General features: G+C 72.6%; 16 protein-coding genes. 7 read left to right on the plus strand and 9 right to left on the minus strand.

What is annotated here, in order from left to right:
• Positions 1–130: 130 nt before the first annotated feature.
• Complete coding sequence (locus SNR22_RS16510; RefSeq protein ID WP_320067454.1) at positions 131–913, plus strand: IclR family transcriptional regulator; 783 nt, start codon at positions 131–133, stop codon at positions 911–913.
• Positions 914–949: 36 nt separating this feature from the next.
• On the opposite strand, the gene SNR22_RS16515 is transcribed toward SNR22_RS16510, so the two are convergent.
• Positions 950–1,249 carry a hypothetical protein gene (locus SNR22_RS16515; RefSeq protein ID WP_320067486.1) on the minus strand — a complete coding sequence of 100 codons (300 nt, stop codon included), beginning with the start codon at positions 1,247–1,249 and terminating at the stop codon, positions 950–952.
• Between SNR22_RS16515 and SNR22_RS16520 the strand changes: the two genes are divergently transcribed.
• Together SNR22_RS16520 and SNR22_RS16525 are read left to right on the plus strand one after the other, a co-directional pair.
• Entirely contained in the window at positions 1,202–1,696 is a 495-nt protein-coding gene (locus tag SNR22_RS16520; protein ID WP_320067482.1) for a sigma-70 family RNA polymerase sigma factor, read from the plus strand. The two genes, SNR22_RS16515 and SNR22_RS16520, sit on opposite strands and share 48 nt — an antisense overlap.
• Positions 1,693–2,391, plus strand: a complete 699-nt coding sequence (locus SNR22_RS16525) for a zf-HC2 domain-containing protein (RefSeq protein ID WP_320067455.1) — start codon at positions 1,693–1,695, stop codon at positions 2,389–2,391. The genes SNR22_RS16520 and SNR22_RS16525 overlap by 4 nt, the downstream gene beginning before the upstream one ends.
• 99 nt (positions 2,392–2,490) lie before the next feature.
• Here the strand turns inward: SNR22_RS16525 and rarD are convergent, their stop codons facing one another.
• The 4 genes from rarD to eccE form a co-directional block, all read right to left on the minus strand.
• Positions 2,491–3,423 (minus strand): EamA family transporter RarD, encoded by a 933-nt coding sequence (gene rarD, locus SNR22_RS16530; protein ID WP_320067456.1) that lies wholly within the window; start codon positions 3,421–3,423, stop codon positions 2,491–2,493.
• The gene (locus SNR22_RS16535; RefSeq protein WP_320067457.1) at positions 3,420–3,908 is read right to left on the minus strand and encodes a GNAT family N-acetyltransferase; all 489 of its coding nucleotides are present in this window, start codon (positions 3,906–3,908) and stop codon (positions 3,420–3,422) included. Before SNR22_RS16535 ends, rarD begins: the two co-directional genes overlap by 4 nt.
• A 127-nt stretch (positions 3,909–4,035) precedes the next feature.
• Entirely contained in the window at positions 4,036–4,422 is a 387-nt protein-coding gene (locus SNR22_RS16540) for a phage holin family protein (protein ID WP_320067458.1), read from the minus strand.
• 42 nt (positions 4,423–4,464) lie between these two features.
• Entirely contained in the window at positions 4,465–6,327 is a 1,863-nt protein-coding gene (eccE, locus tag SNR22_RS16545) for a type VII secretion protein EccE (RefSeq protein WP_320067459.1), read from the minus strand.
• Positions 6,328–6,607: 280 nt separating this feature from the next.
• On the opposite strand from eccE, the gene SNR22_RS16550 reads away from it, so the two are divergent.
• On the plus strand, positions 6,608–6,925 hold the full coding sequence (locus SNR22_RS16550; protein WP_320067483.1) for a WXG100 family type VII secretion target: 318 nt from the start codon (positions 6,608–6,610) through the stop codon (positions 6,923–6,925).
• 25 nt (positions 6,926–6,950) lie between these two features.
• Positions 6,951–7,244 (plus strand): WXG100 family type VII secretion target, encoded by a 294-nt coding sequence (locus SNR22_RS16555; protein ID WP_320067460.1) that lies wholly within the window; start codon positions 6,951–6,953, stop codon positions 7,242–7,244.
• 243 nt (positions 7,245–7,487) lie between these two features.
• Here SNR22_RS16555 and mycP read toward each other — a convergent pair whose 3' ends face one another.
• A complete protein-coding gene (gene mycP / locus SNR22_RS16560) occupies positions 7,488–8,738 on the minus strand; it encodes a type VII secretion-associated serine protease mycosin (protein ID WP_320067461.1) in 1,251 nt (416 codons plus the stop codon).
• Between the two features lie 152 nt (positions 8,739–8,890).
• Here mycP and SNR22_RS16565 point away from each other — a divergent pair, with 152 nt between their 5' ends.
• Complete coding sequence (locus SNR22_RS16565; protein ID WP_320067462.1) at positions 8,891–12,301, plus strand: SseB family protein; 3,411 nt, start codon at positions 8,891–8,893, stop codon at positions 12,299–12,301.
• The gene (locus SNR22_RS16570) at positions 12,298–12,663 is read left to right on the plus strand and encodes a hypothetical protein (RefSeq protein WP_320067484.1); all 366 of its coding nucleotides are present in this window, start codon (positions 12,298–12,300) and stop codon (positions 12,661–12,663) included. Before SNR22_RS16565 ends, SNR22_RS16570 begins: the two co-directional genes overlap by 4 nt.
• 40 nt (positions 12,664–12,703) lie before the next feature.
• Here SNR22_RS16570 and SNR22_RS16575 read toward each other — a convergent pair whose 3' ends face one another.
• The 3 genes from SNR22_RS16575 to SNR22_RS16585 all read right to left on the minus strand — a co-directional run bounded on the left by SNR22_RS16575 (position 12,704) and on the right by SNR22_RS16585 (position 18,798).
• Positions 12,704–13,636 (minus strand): alpha/beta hydrolase, encoded by a 933-nt coding sequence (locus SNR22_RS16575; RefSeq protein ID WP_320067463.1) that lies wholly within the window; start codon positions 13,634–13,636, stop codon positions 12,704–12,706.
• A 123-nt stretch (positions 13,637–13,759) separates the two neighbouring features.
• Positions 13,760–16,180, minus strand: a complete 2,421-nt coding sequence (locus tag SNR22_RS16580) for an immune inhibitor A domain-containing protein (RefSeq protein ID WP_320067485.1) — start codon at positions 16,178–16,180, stop codon at positions 13,760–13,762.
• Positions 16,181–16,494: 314 nt separating this feature from the next.
• Positions 16,495–18,798: an immune inhibitor A domain-containing protein gene (locus tag SNR22_RS16585; RefSeq protein WP_320067464.1), complete on the minus strand. Its 2,304-nt coding sequence runs from the start codon at positions 18,796–18,798 to the stop codon at positions 16,495–16,497.
• Positions 18,799–19,134: the final 336 nt, after the last annotated feature.

Raw genomic sequence — 19,134 nt, forward strand, 5'->3', positions numbered from 1 at the left:
ACCTCGGACAACTCACCGTGTCGCTTGAGGCACTGACCGTTTAGGATGATCTGGCGTCGTCGATCCGAACAGGCATTTCGCCGAACGCCTGGATTTCATATGGTGTAAGTCCCCTTCGGCGGAGGTGGTTGTGCGCGACCCCTTGGCGGAACCTTCGGATCTCATCCGGAGCGTGTCCCGCGCACTACGTGTGCTCGAGTCGGTCGGTCGTGCCCCGAAGGGGCTGACCGTCAAGCAGATCGCGCGGCGCTGCGAGTTGACCGTGGCCACCACCTACCACCTGGTCCGCACCCTGGCGTACGAGGGTTACGTGATCCGTCGGGAGGACGGCACGTACATCGTCGGGCTGCAGATTGCCGACCGCTACCGTGAGCTGGTCACCGCGTTCCGGGGGCCCGCATCGGTCGGTGAGTGCCTGCGGCGGGCCGCTCTGGACACCGGCTATAGCCACTACCTGGGCCGATTCGTCGGCGGCCAGGTGGCGATCACCGCCGTCGTCGAGGGGCACCGTTCTCCGTACCTGGAGGACCTGGTCCCGGGCTTCGACGAGGGGGCGCACGCCACCGCGCTCGGCAAGGCGCTGCTGGCCACCCTCAACGCCGAGCAGCGCTTCCGCTACCTGCGGGAGTACGGCATGCGCCCGTTCACCAGCGCCACCCTGACCACCGGGGAGGCGCTCGAGGCGGACCTGGCGGCCGGCGATCGGCGGGGGATGCAGCTCGAAATGGGGCAGTACCGGCAGGGCGTGGCGTGCGCCGCGGTGCTGGTCACCCCGGACAAGGACATGGAACGCCGGGTGGTGCTGGCCTGCTCGCTGCCCGCCAGCGAGATGATGACCTCCGCCCGGGTGGTCCGGGCCAAGCTGCTCACCGTTGCCCGCGCCGTGGCCGACGCCGCCGCCGGCGAGAGCTGACCAGGTGAGCGGAGTGCCGGGCCGGCGGCGGGCGGGTCAGCTGCCGATCGGGCCACCGTCGAGGCGCCAGGCGACCACCACACCGGGCTTGGCGTAGTCGCCGTCCGGCCAGGTCGAGGCCGGGTTTTCCACCGTCGCGCCGGTGATCTCATCCGGGTGCTGAACCGCCACGAACACCCGTCGGCCTGCGGGTGAACCGATCGGGGCCGCCGGACGTGCCTTCGGACGAACGCACCGCTGGACTCCCCGACGCCCGAGGAGGCCGACATCAGCGACCACGACGCCCAACTGCTGCGCGCCCTGCACGACGAGCACGCCGACGCGCTCTACTCGCACGCCCTGCGGCTGGTCAACGGCGACCGGACGCGGGCCGAGGACCTGGTGCAGGAGACGCTGCTGCGGGCCTGGCGGCACCCGGAGTCGCTCGACCCGGCGCGCGGGTCGGTGCGGGCGTGGCTCTTCACCACCGCCCGGAACCTGGCCATCGACGCGTGGCGGCGGCGCTCCGCCCGGGTCGGCGAGGTCTTCACCGACGAGTTGCCTGAGCCCCCGGAGGCGGTCGACGAGGCGGAGCGGGCGGTGGAGGCGTGGACGGTCGCCGAGGCGCTGAACCGGCTGAGCCCGACCCACCGCGAGGTGCTGGTCGAGTGCTTCTACCGGGGGCGTTCGGTGGCCGAGGCGGCGGCGCGGCTGGGCGTCCCACCCGGGACGGTCAAGTCCCGCACCCACTACGCGTTGCGCTCACTACGGTTGGTGCTGGCCGAGATGGGGGTGACCGAATGACCCGCTGCGAGTTCGCGCACGACGACGGCGCGTACGTGCTGGGTGCGCTCGCCCCCGCCGAGCGGGCCGCCTACGAGCGGCATCTGGCTGGCTGCGCCTCCTGCCGGGAATCGGTGGCTGAGGTCGCCGTGCTGCCCGGCCTGCTCGGCCGCCTGGACCCGGCGGGGCTGGAGCAGTTCCTGGAGCCTGCGGCCGAGGTCGCGTGGGTCCCCGCGTTGCTGGCCGCCGCGCGAGACCGCCGGCGCCGCGAGCGGTCGGCCACCCGCCGTCGGTACGCCCTGACGGCGCTGGCCGCCGCCGTGCTGGCGTTGCTCGCCGGGCTCGGCGCGGGCGCCTCCCGGCCGGCCGTCGAGGTGACCCCGGCACCTACCCCGCAGGCGACGATGGCCGCCATGCGGCCGATCGCCGGCGCGGTGCCGGTGCACGCCGAGGTCGCGTTGACCCGTGCCACGTGGGGCACCGAGGTCACCATGCGCTGCGGGTACGACCGGCGGGACGGCCACCGCGAGGCATACACGTTCCGGCTGGTGGCGCACGGCCCGGACGGCGCGACGGAGCAGCTCGGCTCCTGGCTGGCCGCCCCCGGCGACGAGCTGCGTTTCACCGGCGTAACCCACTTCACCGGCGCCGAACTGGTCCGCCTGGAACTCCTCCGCGCCGACGGCACCCCAGTCCTGACCTACGACCCCCACTAACCCCACCCCACCCCAACCCCAACCCCACCCCCAACCCCACCCCAACCCCACCCCACCCCCACCCCGCCGATCTTGCAGTTGTGGCCCGGGCGAATCCGACTAACCCGGCGAACCGGGGGCCGCGAGTGCAAGATCGGCGGGGGTTGCGGTGCGGCGGGAGCGGCGGGAGCGGCGTAGGGCGTCCGTGGTGAAGACCAGCAGAGCCAGCCAGACCAGGGCGAAGCCGGCCAGACGGGCCGGGGGCATCGGCTCGTGGAAGATCAACACGCCGCAGCCGAGCTGGAGGATCGGCGCGACGTACTGGAGCATGCCCAGCGCGGTCAGCGGTAGCCGGTTGGCCGCCCCGGCGAAGAACAGCAGCGGGATCGCGGTCGCCGCCCCGGCCAGCACCAGCAGCGCGGTGTGCCCGGCGGAGACGTGGCCGAACGCGGGGTCGCCGGTGGTGGCGAGCCAGCCGAGGTAGCCGAGGGCGGGCAGGGCGAGGACCGCCGACTCCACGAAGAGCCCCTCCGCCGCAGGCAGCCCGAGCCGCTTCTTGACCAGCCCGTATGCGGCGAAGCTGACCGCCAGGGTGAGCGCCAGCCAGGGCAGCCGGCCGTAGTCGACGGTAAGCACGCCCACCGCCGCCGCGCCGATGCCCAGCGCCAGCCACTGGGCGGGGCGCAGCCGCTCCCGCAGCACGGTCACCCCGAGCAGCACCGAGACCAGCGGGTTGATGAAGTAGCCGAGCGCGGTCTCCACCACCCGCTCCGAGTTCACCAAGTAGATGTAGGTGCCCCAGTTGACCGCGATCAGCATGGCTGCGGCGGCGATCCCGGCCAGGGTCCGGGGACGGCGGACCAGTGCGCGCAGGAAGCCGATGTTGCGCAGCGCGGCGAGCAGCAGCGTCACGAACACCATGGACCAGACGATCCGGTGCGCCAGGATCTCCAGCGGCCCGGCCGGCTGGAGCAGCTTGAAGTAGAGCGGGAAGAAGCCCCAGAGCAGGTACGCGCCGAGGCCGTAGAGATATCCGAGGCGGAGCGGGGTCACGTCTCCACCGTAAGGGGTGAACCGGCCACCGGTTCCTTTCCGGTGACCCGGCTCACCCGCTGGTCGTACTCCATCCACCGGCCCGGGTCGACCGGGGTGAAGCCGACCTTCGCGTACACCTCGTGCGCGTCGGCGGTGGCCAGCACGATCCGGCGTACGCCGAGCTCGGCCAGGTGGTCGCGGACTGCCTCGGCCAGCCAGGTGCCCAGCCCGCGACCCCGGGCCGCCCGGTCCACGTAGACGTCGCAGAGCCAGGCGAAGGTCGCTGCGTCGGTGACCATCCGGGCCACCGCGACCTGGCGGCCGTCACCGGGCCGGTAGACGCCGAACGGCAGCGAGCCGGCGAACGCCCGTTCAACGGCCTCCCGGTCCCGCCCGAGGGCCCAGTACGCGTCCGTGGAGAGCCAGTGGTGCACCAGGTCGAGGTCGAGCCGGGACGGGTCGGTGCTGAGCAGGTGGCCGTCTTCGCGGGTCAGGGTGAGCACGCCCCGACGCTAACCCTGTCGCCCCGGCCACCCGCCAGCCAATTCCCGCCAGCCGGCCCAGTTCCCCGGGACCTCGGGGGTCACCACCCGAGGGACGACGACCGTCCGGGGCTACCCGGTCGAACGTTCACTCGCGGTCGAGGAGGGCACCCAGGAGCCAGGTGACGATTCCGACGAGGAGCGCGCCGAGGACCGCGGCCGGCCAGAAACCATCCACGTGGAACGGCAGGCCGGCCTCGCCGGCGATCCAGCTCGTCAGCAGGAAGAGCAGGCCGTTCACCACCACCGCGATCAGGCCCAGGGTCAGCAGGTAGAAGCCGCAACCGACGGTCTTGATGAGCGGCTGGAGCACGGCGTTCACGACGCCGAAGATGACCGCGACGAGGAGCAGCGTGGCGACGGCCTCGGTGGCCGAGCCGGTGTCGAGCGTGATGCCCGGAATGAGTAGGGTGGCCAGCCAGAAGGCTACCGCCGTGCTGCCCAGCCGGACCAGAAGACCCATCAGGAAACCCATGGTCACGGATGGTGTCACGGACCCGCCACCGGGGGAACCCGGTCAGCCCCGACCCGGCCGGCCGATCAGCTGCGATTCGATCGGGGTCGGCGAGAGCAGCGCCCACCGCAGCGCCCGGCGGTTCACCACCGCCACCATGTCCTCCCGGATCCGGGTCAGCCACTCCGCCGAGCCGCCGAGGCCGAGCGCGGCCCCCGCCAGTGTGGCCTCGGCGGGGCTCAGTGGCTGCAGCACGGCCAGGTCCGCCCGGCCCAGCGGTTCGACGTCTGCGGGGGTGAGGTCGTCCCGGACCACCAGGGTGGACTGCCAGGCCGGTTCCGGCCCGGCGGCCGAGGGTGCCGGCCCGGCATCCACCACCAGCAGCAGCGGTCGCAGGGGGGAGGCGGGGATGCCCACCGGCCGGCCGGGCGGGAGCACCGGGATCGGCCCTCCGGGCGCGCCGACGCCCCGCACGAAGGGCTCCCACGCGCGCGGCCGGGTCGTCTGCACCGCCACCCGGGCTCCCAACGCCATCGCCCGCAGGGCCACCAACTGCGCGGCCCGCACCCCGCCGACCAGCACCAGTCGGGTGCCCTCCGGGCGGAACAGCCGGATCGTCACCGCCCCGCCGTGCCGGTTGGTGCCCATCACGAGCCCGGCAGCACTGATCGGCAGCTCCAGGCCGGCCAGAACGGCGGCGTCGACCGCCGCGCCGGGGACCGCCGACGCGAGCGGCAACGTGCCGGCCAGCGCCGGGAGTTGCTGGCCGTCGAGCCGGTCCACCTCGCCGCCGGCGGAGTCCACCAGCCGCCGCAGGGCCTGCGCCGCCGTCGACAGCTCACCGGGGGTCCAGGCGGCCACCCGTACGGTCAGTTCGGCTGGTGCGTCCGCGTCGTCGGTGCCCGTGCGCGGCCCGAGACAGAGCGAGACCGTGGTCGCCGCCGCAGGCAGCACGAGCAGCCGGGGTACCAGCCGGCGTCCGCCGTCGGTGTGCACGTTCGGCCCGCGGCGCACCCGGAACGTGGTCTGCAGCAACGGCCCGGTCCGCACCGTCGGCCAGGACTCCAGCACCGGCTCGCCGTCGTCGTGGTGGGCCAGGTCCGCCAGTACGCGCAGGGTGGCGGGCGCGCCGAGCGGGCGCACGGTCACCGGCCGGAGCCGGCGCATGATCCGCCGGACCACCCCGGAGAGGGCGGCCCGCAGGTCCTCGTCGGTCCACCCGTCCACCCGCAGCGCCCGGACCGCGAGCAGCGCCCGGTCCCGCCCGGCAAGCCGCCCGTCGGTCAGCTGCCGGTATGACGTCGCCACCGTGCTGCCGCCCGCGGTGGCGGCCGGGGCGGGGGAGCCGGTGAACAGGAGTTGGAGCCGGACCGGGGGCAGCTCCGGGGAGGCCGGAGGCAGCAGCGTCGACGGCGCGGGGAGGGCCCGGGGGCCGTCGCCGAGCAGGTCGCCCGGGTCACCGATCTCCAGCACGGCAATCAGGCCACCGGCGTCGTCGACCACCGCAGCCGGCCCGCCGGCCAGCTCCGCCTCGCGCACCGTCGCGCCGGGGGAAACCAGGGCCAGCAGCGCGTCCGGGCCGGCACCGGCGGCCAGGGCGTGCCGCCGGGAGAGGTGGCCGGCGGCGACGCCGAGCCAGGTGAAGAGCCAGCGGCCTCGGACCCGGACCCACGCGCCTGCCAACAGCGGTGCGGCCACCAGCACGGCGGCCCCGGTCAGTGCCGCCCCCCGGCCGGCCGCGGCGGCGACCAGCGCCACCGCCACCTGCGTGGCGACCACCTGGCCGGCGCGCGCCCCGGCCGACCGCCGCAGGCTGGCGGGGATCCACTGCGGTGGCAGCGGCTGCCGGTGCGCCGGGGTGGGCTCCCGGCCGACGGGTGGTGCGGCCCGCCGCTGGGCCGGGGCCGTGGTCGTGCTGGCCGTCACCGCGCCTCCTCAGCGCTCACCCGGCGACGCCGCGAACGGGCGGGCCGGCGCGGTCGGTACCGCAGGGTCATCGTATGACTCCGGCCCGACAGGGCGGGGCCCGTGGTTGTCCACAGGGGAGCGCAGCGGGGTAGCAAAACCCGCACAGGGCCGCTACCGTCAGCGACGAGTTCCCGGCCTTGCCCACCCCGGCGCCGCCCGTGCGGCGGGATGAGCGGTGCGTCCACTAGCGGGCGCGCCGGCGGCCAGCCACGATCGAGGAGACGAGGTGACGTCCGGGGTGTCCCAGACCCAGGCAGAAGCCGCGGTGATGCAGCAGGCCGCCGCGAAGTTCGAGCAGGTGGATCAGTCCCTGCAAGCCATGCTGACCGGTCTGTTGGCCGAGCTGGAAGTGTTGCAGCAGGCCTGGCGGGGCGCCGGTGGGCGCTCGTTCGAGCAGGTGAAGCAGCAGTGGTCGCAGGACCAGTCGGCGTTGCAGCGGGCGCTTCGGGAGACCGCCACCGCCATCCGCGCCGCTGGCCAGCAGTACGACATCGCCGACAGCGAGGCCGCCGGCCGGGTCGCCGGCACCAACCGCGGCATCCAGTTGCCGCTGTAGAACCTCCCGGAAAGGGGACAATTCGATGGACCACGGTGTGCTGGTCGTCAACTTCGCCGCGTTGCAGCAGGCCGGCGCGGACATCCAGCGGGCGTTGAACACGCTGGAGAACCAACTCGGGCAGCTCGAGCGGGACGCCGCGCCGTTGGTGGCGAGCTGGGACGGTGAGGCCCGGCAGGCGTACGAGCAGCGCCAGACCCGGTGGCGGTCCGCGTCGCAGGACCTTCAGGCGATGCTGCGCGACATCAAGCTCGCCGTCGACGACTCCGCGTCCGACTACCTCGACACGGAGAAGCGGAACGTCAACCTGTTCCAGTGAGCCGTCCCCGGCGGCGTCCGGCCGGAAGTTCGGGTGCCGCCGGGAAGTCCCGTCCCGGGGTCGGCTCGCCGTTTTCCCGTTCCTCCCCGTCCCGGCTCGCGGTTTACCCGTTCCGCCCGGTCCCGGCTCGCCGTTTTCCCGTCGCACCCCGGGGCCGCTCGCCGCTGATGTCTGCCATGGCGCGAGGTAAGCTGCGCGGCCTTCCCGGCGGGCGGACCGGCGTCGGACTGCGTGGAGGGCGGGTCAGGCCGCTGGCCGCCACCGTCGGCGGGTGGCCCGAGGGAGCACCACGGCGAGTAGCACCACGCCCGCCACGGTGGCGCCGATGAGGGCGGCGACGGCCACCGCCCGCTCCCGGGCCGCCGCGCGCCGGGCTTGCCGAGCGAGCAGGGCCGGATCGGCCCGGTCCGCGGGAAGCGACCCGGCGCGACGCGCACGCTCCGCCCGGCCCGCCCCGGTCTCGGTGACCGCCCGGTACGGGTTGAGCACCCCAGCGCCGTACCCGTCACCGGAGCCGTCGCCCGGGGCGGGATCGGCCGTCGCGATGATCCGCTGCGACACCTGGGCGGCGGTCAGTTCCGGCCGGTGCTCCCGGACGAGCGCCGCGGTGGCCGCCACGAACGGGGCGGCATAGCTGGTGCCCTCGGCCCGGCGGTGGCCCTGCCCGGGCGCGGCCGTCAGCACCTCACCGCCGGGGGCGACCAGGTCGACGTATGGGCCGGTCTGCGAGAAGCCGGCGCGCCGGCCGTCGGGGCCGATCGCGCCCACGCCGAGCACCCCGTCGTACGCGGCCGGGTACGGGCGGGGGTCCCCGCCTTCGTGCAGGTTGCCGGCGGCGGCCACCACGACCACGTCCCGGGCCACCGCGTAGCGGACCGCAGCCCGGACGGCCGGGTCGTCGGCGTACAGAACGACGGAGAGGTTCAGCACATCCGCGTTGTGGTCGACCGCCCAGCGGATCGCCCGGGCGAAGTCCACCGCGTCGACCGTGCGCCCCGACTCGCGGCCCTCGACGACCTGCTGCTCACTGACCCGCACGGGGAGGATCCGGGCGCGGGGGGCGAGCCCCTGGAACGCGACGCCGGGGCGGGGCACGCCGACGATGACGCTCGCCACGCCGGTGCCGTGCCCGGCGCAGTCCCGGCTGCCGTCACCGCCCTCGTCGAGGAAGTCGGCCCCGTCGAGGACCCGCCCGGCCAGCTGAGGGTGGCGCCGGTCCACCCCGGAGTCGATCACCGCGACGGTGACCCCGGCACCGGTGGCCAGAGCGGAGAGCCGTTCGGGGGCGTACCGTTGCTGGGGCCACGGGGTGGCCGCGACGGGCGGCACGGGAGCGAGCGGGACGGCGCAGCGTGGCACCGGGCGGGCCGCATCCACGGGCCCGGTCGTGTGCGCCGGGGCGGTCGCGTGGGCCGGGCCGGCAGGCAGCGCGGTCAGCAGGGCCGCCGCCGCCGCTGCTGTGGCGAGGGCCGGGCGCGCGATGGGCCGGGGCATCGATCGCCTCCATATCGTGTCGGCTCCGGAACAGGATGTTAGACCCAGTCGGGTTGCCCGGCGGGGCGTCGTTGGCCAGCCATTGTGATCTTGTTACCACCTTGTAGGTTGTACGCGATGCCTATGGCCTGTTCACGGGAGGAGAGGTGGCCGTGACCGACTGGGAGCCGGCTACCGAGGCCGAAGCGGCGATGCGCGACGCGCTCCGCGCCAACAACCAAGAGCTCTACTTCCGTGTCCTGGCCCGCACCGACCTGCTGTTGCCGGTCTCCGCGGAGGCGCTCGCGGGGCAGGCCCCGATGGGTTGGGGGACCTGGACCACCGGTGACCGGACGCACGTGCTGGCCTTCACCTCTCCCGCCGCGCTGCAGGCATGTCTGGGCGGCAGTCCTGCGGCCAGCCGGCGCAGCGCCTACGCCGACCTCGCCGCCGACTGGCCGAACCACGAGTGGTGGCTGGCGGTCAACCCGGGCCTACCCATCGAGGGGTATCTTCCCGCCTGGTTCGTCTCCCAACTGTCCCGGGGTGACGTGCGGCTGCCCGGCCGCACGATGGGGGCCAGGGCCCGCCTTGAACGCGCGGAGAACGTCGCCAGGACCCGGGCCACCGCGGCGGTCCCCGGCCGGGACGTTCCGGTGCCCGGCCAGCAGGCCCCGGGAGCACCCTCGGGCCGCCCCACGACCGAGCCCTTCACCGCCACACCGCCCGCGATCACACCGCCGGAGCCGGCCCCACCCGCCTCGTCGTACCGGTCGTCCGCCGAGGCGAACGGGCCCGCAACCGCCCGTCCGTACGGGGACGCACGCGCGGGTGCGGAGGTCCGGCCCGTGTCCACCGGGCCCCGGGCCGGCGAGCCGGCCGACGGCGCAACGGCGGCGGCCGACCCCGTGCCGAGCGGATCGGGGTGGTTGAACGTCCCCCGCCGACGGACACCCGAGGTGGCGCCGGCCGGTGAGTCGGCGAGCGGCAACGGCCGACCCGTCGAACGCCCGGCACCGCCCACCTCGCCTACCCCGCCCGCCTCCTTCTTCGAGCCGGCGTCCGGCCGGAATCGGGCCGGCCGGCCGATCGGTGAGCCCCGTCGTCCCGTTGAGCGGGCCGCCCCGCCATCGCGGTTCGCCGGCGGTGGTCAGCCCTTCCCCCGCCGCCGCCCGGCCTCGGACGCGCCCGAGCAACCGCCCCAGGGCTTCCGACCCACCGCCGCCGCGGAACCGCCCACGGTGGCGGTCCCGGCCGCGCCGCCGGCCGAGCTGTTCCAGCCCGATGGTGCCGGTGCCGATGAGGTGACCCACGCGTTCCGGCCCGGTGGCGTCGGTGCCGATGAGGTGACCCGCGCGTTCCGGCCCGGTGGCGTCGGTGCCGATGAGGTGACCCGCGCGTTCCGGCCTGGTGGCGGCCGTCCCGACGAGGCGACCCAGGCCCTGCGTACCGGCGTTTTCGGTTCCGGGGAGGCTACTCGGGCGTTCCGGCCCGGGGATGCGGCCCGGACGTTTCGCACCGGCGCCGCCGGTTCCGAGGAGGCGACCCAGCCCCTGCGCGCCGGCGTCGGCGTGTCGCCGGAGCCGCCCCGCCCGTCGCCCCAGGACGAGGCGACCCGGGCGTTCCGGTCTGCCGCACCGGACGACGAGCCCACCCGCCCCTTCGGCGTGACCGGCGACGCGGTGGCGGACGAGCCGACCCGTCCACTCGGCCGCAACGGGGGGGCCGAGCCGACCCGACCCTCGGGAAGGAGCGGTGCCGGGACGGGTGGCGAGCTTCCGCCCCGTCGTCCGGGAGCAGGCGCCGCCCAGGCGTTCCCGCGCCCCCGCCCCGGTGCCGCCGACGAGGAGCCCACCCGGTTCGTCCCGGAGCAACCCGTCGCCGGGCCCGGGGAGGAGGTGGCGGAGGACCTGCACACGCTCGACGAGCCGGCCTCCGTGCCGTCCTCGTCCCGCCGCCCCTTCTCGCCCATCGTGATCGAGGGAACGATCATCGAGTCGCGGGACATGCCGGCGACCGAGCCGTTCGCTGCGCCGGGCCCCGCCCCCGCTGCGCCCGTCTTCGGTGGGCCCCGGCCGGCGGCTCCGGCCCCGGGTGCGACGCCCGCGCCCGATCACGGCCGGCCCGACCAGCTGCCCCACCCCGGCCCGGGTGTCTTCAGTCAGGGCGACCTCGACCGGGAGTTCGGTGGTCTCGGCCCGGCGCAGGTCGACTTCGACAGGGTGGAGAGCCACCCGGTGCCGCCTTCAGAGGCCAGGGACGACGCCGGAGCCGACTCCGCGCCGCCCGTCACGGGCGGTCCGGGCCCGGCGGCCTCCCTGTTCACCCTGTCGGCGCCGCCCGCGCCCGGTCCGTCGGCCGAGTCCCTGTTCCGCCCGACTTTGTCCGCCGCCGACGCGGGTGCCGACGCGGGGCCCGACGCCGGTGTCATGCCGACCGAGCCGGCGGTGGCTGAGCCGATGGTGGCCAAGCCGGCGGTGGCTGAGCCGATCGTGGCCAAGCCGGCGGTGGCTGAGCCGATGGTGGCCAAGCCGGCGGTGGCTGAGCCGATCGTGGCCGAGCCGGCGGTAGGCGGAGCGGCGGGCCCGGAGCCGGAGCCGACGGCACCGGCCCCCGACTTTCAGCCGGCGAACGAGGTGGAGGAGGACCTGCTCGCCGCCGCCGGCACCGGCAGCACCGACACCTTCCTGTCCACCCTGCTGCTGGCCCGGGTGCTGCTGCCGGTCGCACCCGATTCGGCGCCCGACAGCCGGCCGGGGGACCCGGGCTTCGTCTGGCGGACCGAGCAGTTGGACGGCGAGACGTACGTGGTGGTGCACACCTCCCCGGAACGGCTGGCCGACCACGTCGACGAGCCGGTGGAGACCGTACGGGTCAAGTTCGTCCAGCTGATCCGCCGCTGGCCGGACGACGCCTGGTCGTTCGCGGTGAACCCGAACACGCCGGTGGGGGCGAAGCTGCCCGGCGAGCAGATCGTGGCGCTGGCCAACTGGGCCGCCGAGGTGGGGCTCGGTGACGACGCCGGGAGTGAACCGGAGCCGCCCGCCGCCGAGGTGTTCACCCAGACATCGCGGCACGTCCCGCCGCCCGTCGACCCGAACCGACCGGTCGTGATGCAGAAGGCGATCGCCCCGAGTCAGCTCTCCTACTACCTGGAGCGCGGCTACGACCGGGTCTCCGGCTTCGTGCACCGGGCCAACGAGTTGGCCCACCTGAGCACCCCCGTCGAGCTCCACGCCGCACTGGGGCTCGGCTACCCTGACTCGCCGTTCTTCGAGGACGCGGAGCAGATCTACGTGCTGCGCTGGCCGGCGCACCGGCCGAGCCTCTACCGGATCCCGTACGGCGGGCAGAACGAGGGCGCCATGCGGGCCATGGAGGGCTGGGTCATCGAGCGTCCACCGTTCAGGGGCAACGGTTTCGCCCCGGGGGAGAGCAGTGACGTGGTGGCGGAGTTCAAGGTGGACAGCGCCCGGCTCCCGCACGGGGCGGAGCTGTGGCGGATCGGCGCGGACGGCACCGAGCGGGTGGTCGCGATTCTGGACACCGACGCCCTGCTCTGGCGACGGGTCGGTGAGTCCTGATGCGCGACGGCTACGTGGCCCGCTGGCACGGGCGGGAGTACCAGGCCAGCCCGGACGGTGACGATGTCCGGCTGTACCAGCCGGAGACCGACGACGGGTTCGAGGAGATCCGCCCCGGTCGGTATGTGCGGGTGCTCCCGGCGACGGAGGTCGACGAGCTGACGTACGTCCGGACCACCTGCACCTGGCAGGGGGAGCCGTTCATCGTCCTGGCCGAGCACGACGGCTGGCTGCGGGTGGAATACACCGGCGGGCGTTGGCCGGTCGCCCGCGCGATGGGGCTGGAGATCTTCGACTTCGGGGTGTACCAGGGTTGGGCTCCGGCCAGCGAGGTCGCCGACCTGCGCGAGCAGCGCCTCTGATCGGGCGGGCGTCGCCCCGTCGCAGGCGGGCCCGAGTCGGTCAGGACTTGGCCCAACGCAGGATCTCGCCGAGCACCACGTCCCGGGCCTCGACGTGCGGGAAGTGCCCCACGTCGTCCAGCAGCCGCCACTCGTAGGGGGCCACCACGTACCGGCCGGAGCCCTGGGCGGTGCGCGGCAGGGAGGCGACGTCCCGTGCGCCGTGCAGTTGGAGCGTCGGGGTGACCAGGGGCTTCTGCATCAGCCGGACGAACCGGTAGCCGTGCAGTCGCAGCACCGACCGGAACGCCCACCGGTAGCCCTCCAGGGCGCAGAACGCGGCCTGCGGGATCCGCATCGCCTCCCGGCAGCGCTCGGCGTACGCCTCGAAGTCAGGCCCGTCCACCCAGCGCGGCCCGCCCCAGCGGCGCAGCATCTCCTCGACGGCCGCCGCGTCGTCCCGGGCGAGCACGTGCTCGTACCGGGGCAGCTGGAACTTCAGGGTCGGTGTCGAGGAGGCGAACTGCCCGCGCGGGTCGGCGAAGATCGCCGCCCGTAGCCGGAGCGGGTGCGGGGCGCCGAGCACCACGAGCCGGCGGACGAGCGACGGGTGGAACGACGCGACGGTCCAGGCGATCATGCCGCCGGCCCCGGTGCCCACCACGGTGGCGGAACGCTCGCCGAGGCCCCTGATCAGTCCGGCGACGTCGGCGGCGAGGGTGTAGCCGTCGTACCCGCGCGGGGGTTTGTCGCTGGCCCCGTAGCCGCGCAGGTCGACCGCGACCGCCCGGAACCCGGCGTCGGCGACCGCCGGCAGGATGTCGTGCCACGCCCACCAGTGCTCCGGAAAGCCGTGCAGGAAGAGCACCATCGGGCCGGCGCCGGCCTCGACCACGTGGAAGCGGCTGCCGTTCGCGCCCACGAACCGGTGCGTCCACGGCCCCTCGGTGAGGACGCAGGACTCGTCGACGGCCCCGCCACGCTGCTCGGTCATGTCCACAGCCTATGACCCCGGTGGGCCCGCCCGATCCGGCCGCTGCCGGTTCTCGGGTGGAAAAGGGCGATGCCCGGGCAGTTGGCTCGCCCGGGCATCGCGGTGGTGCGGTCGATCAGTGGATCAGGAGAAGCGGACCTTGATCGAGGTCCCCTTCTGCTCCAGCACCTTGACCTTGGTGCCGGTGGCCGGGACCTTGACGCCGTGGTTCGGCAGCTCCGGGTACCAGTACTGCTTGGTGTCGTCGAACAGCGGCTGCGCGGCCTGGCCCCGGACGTACTGGGCCTGACCGTTGATGTGCAGCGTGAACGAGTCCGCCTTCTTCAGGCTGAACGTCGCGTCGTAGACCTGGACGCGAGCCCGCCACGGGTTGCCGGTCAGGTTGTAGATCGGCTGCGGGTGCGAGTCGATGATCATGTTCCGACCCTCACCCGGGTGCGCGAACGTGTCGTTGTCCGCGAACCGGAGGTTCCAGTACGAGATCAGCAGGCCCTCCTGGTACGCGTAGTGGTCCACGTAGTCCGGGCGGGTGGTGCCGTAGCCGAAGTAGTACGGGCCGGTCTTGAGGTACTTGTCGTACGAGACGTACGACCGGTTGCCGGCGATGTAGTAGTTGTCGAAGAGCTGGGTGTAGCTCTCCCCGACGATGCTCCAGCCCTTGGCCGCCCAGTCGCCGGTGCCGGTCTCGGCGCCGTCGGTGGACAGGGTCTGACCGTCGGCGGTCACCGTGATGTTGTCACCGAAGAAGCCGCCCGGGGACAGGCCGCCGTCGGTGAGGTAGTGGAACCGGAACTGCGCGACCTGGCCGGCCAGCGAGTTCAGCGGGATGTTGATGTCGGTCCACCGGCCCGCGCTGCTGCCGCTGAGGCCCGGCGTCGGGTCGGTGTTCGACACCGGCGGAATCGGCCTGCCGTCCACGGTGCCGGGCAGTGCGGCCCAGGTGGCCCCGCCGTCGGTCGACGCCTCGAAGAAGAGGTAGTCGTAGCCCGACTCGATGTTGAACCGGCCCTTGAGCGACAGCGCCGCCGAGGTCTTCCCGGTGAGGTCGATCGTCCTGGTCAGGCTGTTGTCCAGGTCGTCGTCGTTGCCGGAGAAGAACTGCTTGGTGCCCTCGAACGGCGCGCCGTAGCCGAAGGTGTACTCCCGCTTCGGGAGCACCACCACGGCGGCCTGCGGCTTGGCGGAGTTGTACTCCTGCGGGCCGAGCTCCAGGGTCTTCTTCTGGCCGGCCTTGACCACCTCGTAGTCGAGCCAGCCGAGCTGGAGCTTGTTCCAGGCGCCGAGGTCGCCGCCGCGGTCGCCGATGCCGGCGTCCTCCTTGGCGTTCAACCGGCTCTGGGCCATCAGGGTCCAGTGCTCGTTGTTGTTGTCGCCGCCGTTGATGTTGTTGTAGTCGTCCGGCAGGCCCAGGTCGTGTGCGTACTCGTGGTAGAAGACGCTCCGGCCGCCGTTCTCCGGCTGGACCGTGTAGTCGCGGATCCAGATGCCGGTGTTGCCGATCTGGGTGCCGCCGATCGGGAAGTTCACCGGGCCGGTGCGCGAGGTGTTGTACGCCGACCAGCGGTGGCTCCAGATCGCGTCCTCACCCTGGTGCGGGTCGCCGTCGGCCTGGTCGCCGCCGGAGTGGACGATCTGGAAGTGGTCGATGTAGCCGTCCGGCTCGTTGAAGTCGCCGTCGCCGTCGTAGTCGAACCGGTCCCACTGGTCGTAGGACTGCATGTCGGCCTTGATCTGGGCGTCGGTGCGGCCCTTGGCCTTCTGGTCGGCGACCCACTGGTTGGCGGCGTCGCGGACCAGGTCCCAGGTGTTCTGGCAGTTGTTGGCCGAGCAGACCGCCGGGTCGCCCGACGGGTCATTGTCGGCCTTCGGGTCGTTCGAGCGGCCGTAGCGGGCGGCGTTGTACTTGACCTTGACCCAGTCGGTGACCTGGCCGTCCACGGTGTAGCGCCCGGACGACTGGGCCTCGTAGTACTGCTTGACCGACTCGTCGCCCTGCCCGGTGCCGAAGTACAGCTGGCGGAAGTAGTCCGCGCTGTAGTTCGCCTGCCACACGGTCGAGTTGTCCACCGCGCGGTTGGGCTGGGGAATCTGGTTGTGCACCGGCCCGTCGAAGGTGGTCGGACCCGCGATGGTCGGGTTCATGTCCTTGTCCGGGTACGCCGGGTCCCGGTCGTCGCCGAACTCGGCCAGGATCACGAAGATCTTGTCGGTCCGCTCCCGGGCCAACTCGACGTACTGGTCCTGCTGGCCTGCCTTGGCGCTGCGGGCGCCGACGGCCGCCGCCGCGCCGCCGGCGGTCTCGCCGACCTTGACGACGGTGCTGCCATTGATCTTCTGGGCCTTGGCCCGGCCGGAGAGGACGTTGCTGACCCCCTCCTGGCGAAGCGCGCGGCGCTTGTCCTCGAGCTTGTCCGGCAGATCGTGATCCGCTGCGGCCTCGGTGGCCGACGGGGCGGCTGCCGGGAGCTTCGGCGTCGGCGCGGCGCTGGCGGACGTGCCGATCACCAGCCCCGTCGCCGTCAGCGAAAGCCCGAGCAGACCCACTGCGACTTTCCGCACGTGGTACCTCCGGTGTGAGGGAACCGGCCCAACGGGGGTACGGGCCGGTGAGACGTCCCACTAGTGGGACCAATGGTGAACATAGAACTTCGTGGGACGGGTGGGAAGATGCACGCGTCGATTTGTTGCCAACTTTTGTGGTGAATGCGCTTCGGTGTCACACCGCTTGCCCTTCCCGGGTGGCTGAGTAGCGGGGACGCCCACCGAAAATTGCAGTGACAATCTTCGATAAATGGGTTCGGCGCAAAAGGAAGGGGCCGGTGGCGTCGCCGCCACCGGCCCCTTCGTCGCACGGAAGATCAGTTCTTGACTGCAACGATCATGTTGCTGGTCGGCTGCTTGCCCTGCGTCACGATCGTGATCGTGGTGCCGGAACCGGCCACCTTCACCGAGTTCTGCGGGTTGCCGGCCGACCAGTAACGGTCGATCTGGCTGTCGCTGAACTGCGGGTTCGGGTTGAGCTTCGGCACAGTGCCCGCCACCCCGTTGATGTGGAAGGTCTGCGCCGGCTTGGCGTACCAGCTGAACGTGCCGTCGTAACCGTTGCGCCGGTTGGTGATGGCGCGGTCGCCGATCTTGATCTGGGCCGGGCGGACGTCAACCGGCAGGTTGAAGCCGTAGCCCGGGTGCTGCGAGGTGTTGTTGTTGCCGTACGCGTAGTTCACGTACCAGACCAGCAGGCCGGGCTGGTTCGAGAACCGCTCCACCCAGTTCGGGCGGGTGTTGGCGAAACCGTAGTTGTACCCACCGGTGCGCAGGGTGTCGTCGTACCCGAGGTACGTCCGGTTCTCCGCGACGTAGAAGCGGGGGTACGAGTCGGTGACCGAGCCACCCATCCGGGTGAAGCCCTTGGCGGTCCACGCGGCGTCCAGCGTCTCCGCGCCGTCGGTCCAGGCGGTGGTGCTGCCCTTGACCAGCGAGATGTTGTCCAGGAACGCGCCGGCCAGGCTCAGGCCGCCGTCGGTCTGGTAGCGGTAGCGGAACTGCACGGTCTGCCCGGCGTACGCCGACAGGTCGTAGGTCAGGTCGACCCAGTTGCCGCTGCTGGAGCCGTCGAGCCCGGTCTCGCCGGCGTCGATGAGCGAGTTGCTCAGCGGCGCCCAGGTGGCGCCACCGTTGGTGGACACCTCGGCGTACAGGTAGTCGTAGTCCTCTTCGATGTCGTACCAGGCCTTCGCGGTGATCGACGCGGACGTCGTACCGGTCAGGTCCAGCTGACGGGTCAGCGTGGTGTTCAGGTCGTCGGCGCTGCCGCCCCACCACTCGTTGGCACCCGCGAAGGGGGTGTTGTACGAGGTGGTCTGGGTCTGCGGCGGCAGGTTCACCACGACCGCCTGGGCCTTCGGCCCGTTGCTGTCGCCAGCCGGGCCGAGCGGCAGGATGGTGGTGCCCTTGCCGTAGTCGACCGTCGAGTAGTTCAGCCAACCGAGGAAGAGCTTCGACCACGGGTCCATGTAGCCCGGGGTCGAACCGATGTCGTCGGTGCCGTGGCTCAGCCACGAACCCGAAGCCATCAGGCTCCAGTAGCCCACCCCGTTGTCGCCACCGTTGGTGTCGTAGAGGTCCGGCAGGCCGAGGTCGTGGCCGTACTCGTGGGCGAAGACCCCGAGACCACCGTTCTCCGGCTCCGTGGTGTAGTCACGGATCCACATGCCGGTGTTACCGATCTGCACGCCGCCGGAGAGGTTCCCCGCCGGGCCGGCACTGCCGGCCAGGTTCGGGAACGCCGCCCACCGGTGCGACCAGATGGCGTCCTCGCCCTCGGCGCCGCCGCCGGCCTCCTCGCCCTCACCTGCGTGGACCGCCTGGAAGTGGTCCACGTAGCCGTCGGGCTCGTTGAAGTTGCCGTCGCCGTCGAAGTCGTACCGGTCCCAGATGTCGAACTGCTTGAGGTAGTCCTTGATCTGCTGCGGCGTCTTGCCCGTGGCGACCTGGGAGTCGTACCAGGACGTGGAGCTGTCCTTGACGAAGTTCCAGTAGCCGTCGGCCTCGGAGATGGCGTTGCTGCCGTACCGGGCCTCGTTGTAGGGAACGGTGACCCAGTCGCTCACGTCACCGCTGACGGTGTAACGCCCGCCGGACTGCTTGAGGTAGAAGTCCCGGAACGACTCGCCCTCGCCGTAGAACATGTCCATGTAGTGGGCCCGGTTGAAGTCGGACCGCCACATGGTGCTGTTGTCGTCGTCGGCGCTGCCGTCCCAGTTGCGGTCCGGCGCGGGGATCTCGTTGACCTTCGGGCCGGCGCTTCCGGCGGTCCGCGGGTCGGTCTGGTTGCCGAACTGGACCAGCATCGTGAAGATCGGGTCGGTCTTCGGCGCCTGCTGGTACTCGACGAACTTGTCGTTCTTGACCTGGATGACCTTCGACCCGTTGCGCGTCAGAAGCTTGGCCTTGCCCGCCAGCAGGTCGGCGACCGCCTGCTTGCGCAGCTCCTGGTGCTGATCGGCCTTGGGATCGGCGAGGTTGTCGCTGCGGTGCTGGGCCTTGTCAGCGCTCGGGGTGGGTTCTGCCGCCGGGGCGGCGGACGCCGGGGCCGTGACGACACCGGCCGCCAGCAGCACGGCCGCGGCCGAAGCCAGACCGGCTGTGACTCGTCTCCTCAAAGGTCCTCCTCCTCCTTGGAACTGTTACATGACAGGTTCGACCGAAGTCGGCGCTGTCATGAGATTCGTCTGCCACCCTCGCAGAGGAGGCGGCCGTTGTCACTGGCCGAAGAGTGTGGACAACCGGGCGGGACGGTCGGTAAAGGTCATCAAATCGGGGCTAATGGGTGCGTCGATGTGAGGCATTTGCATATTACTTTTCGGCCACGATCATTCGACGAGAGGCGGGGGGCGGGGCGCCGGGGCGGAGCGAAGGCGCGGGGGCCCGCCCCCCGACGGGGGGCGGCCCCCCGCGGCGGGCCCCCCCGCGGCCCCCCCCACCCGGGCGCGCGCGAG

The sequence above is a fragment of the Micromonospora sp. RTGN7 genome, from assembly GCF_033804645.1.
Classification (GTDB): Bacteria; Actinomycetota; Actinomycetes; order Mycobacteriales; family Micromonosporaceae; genus Micromonospora.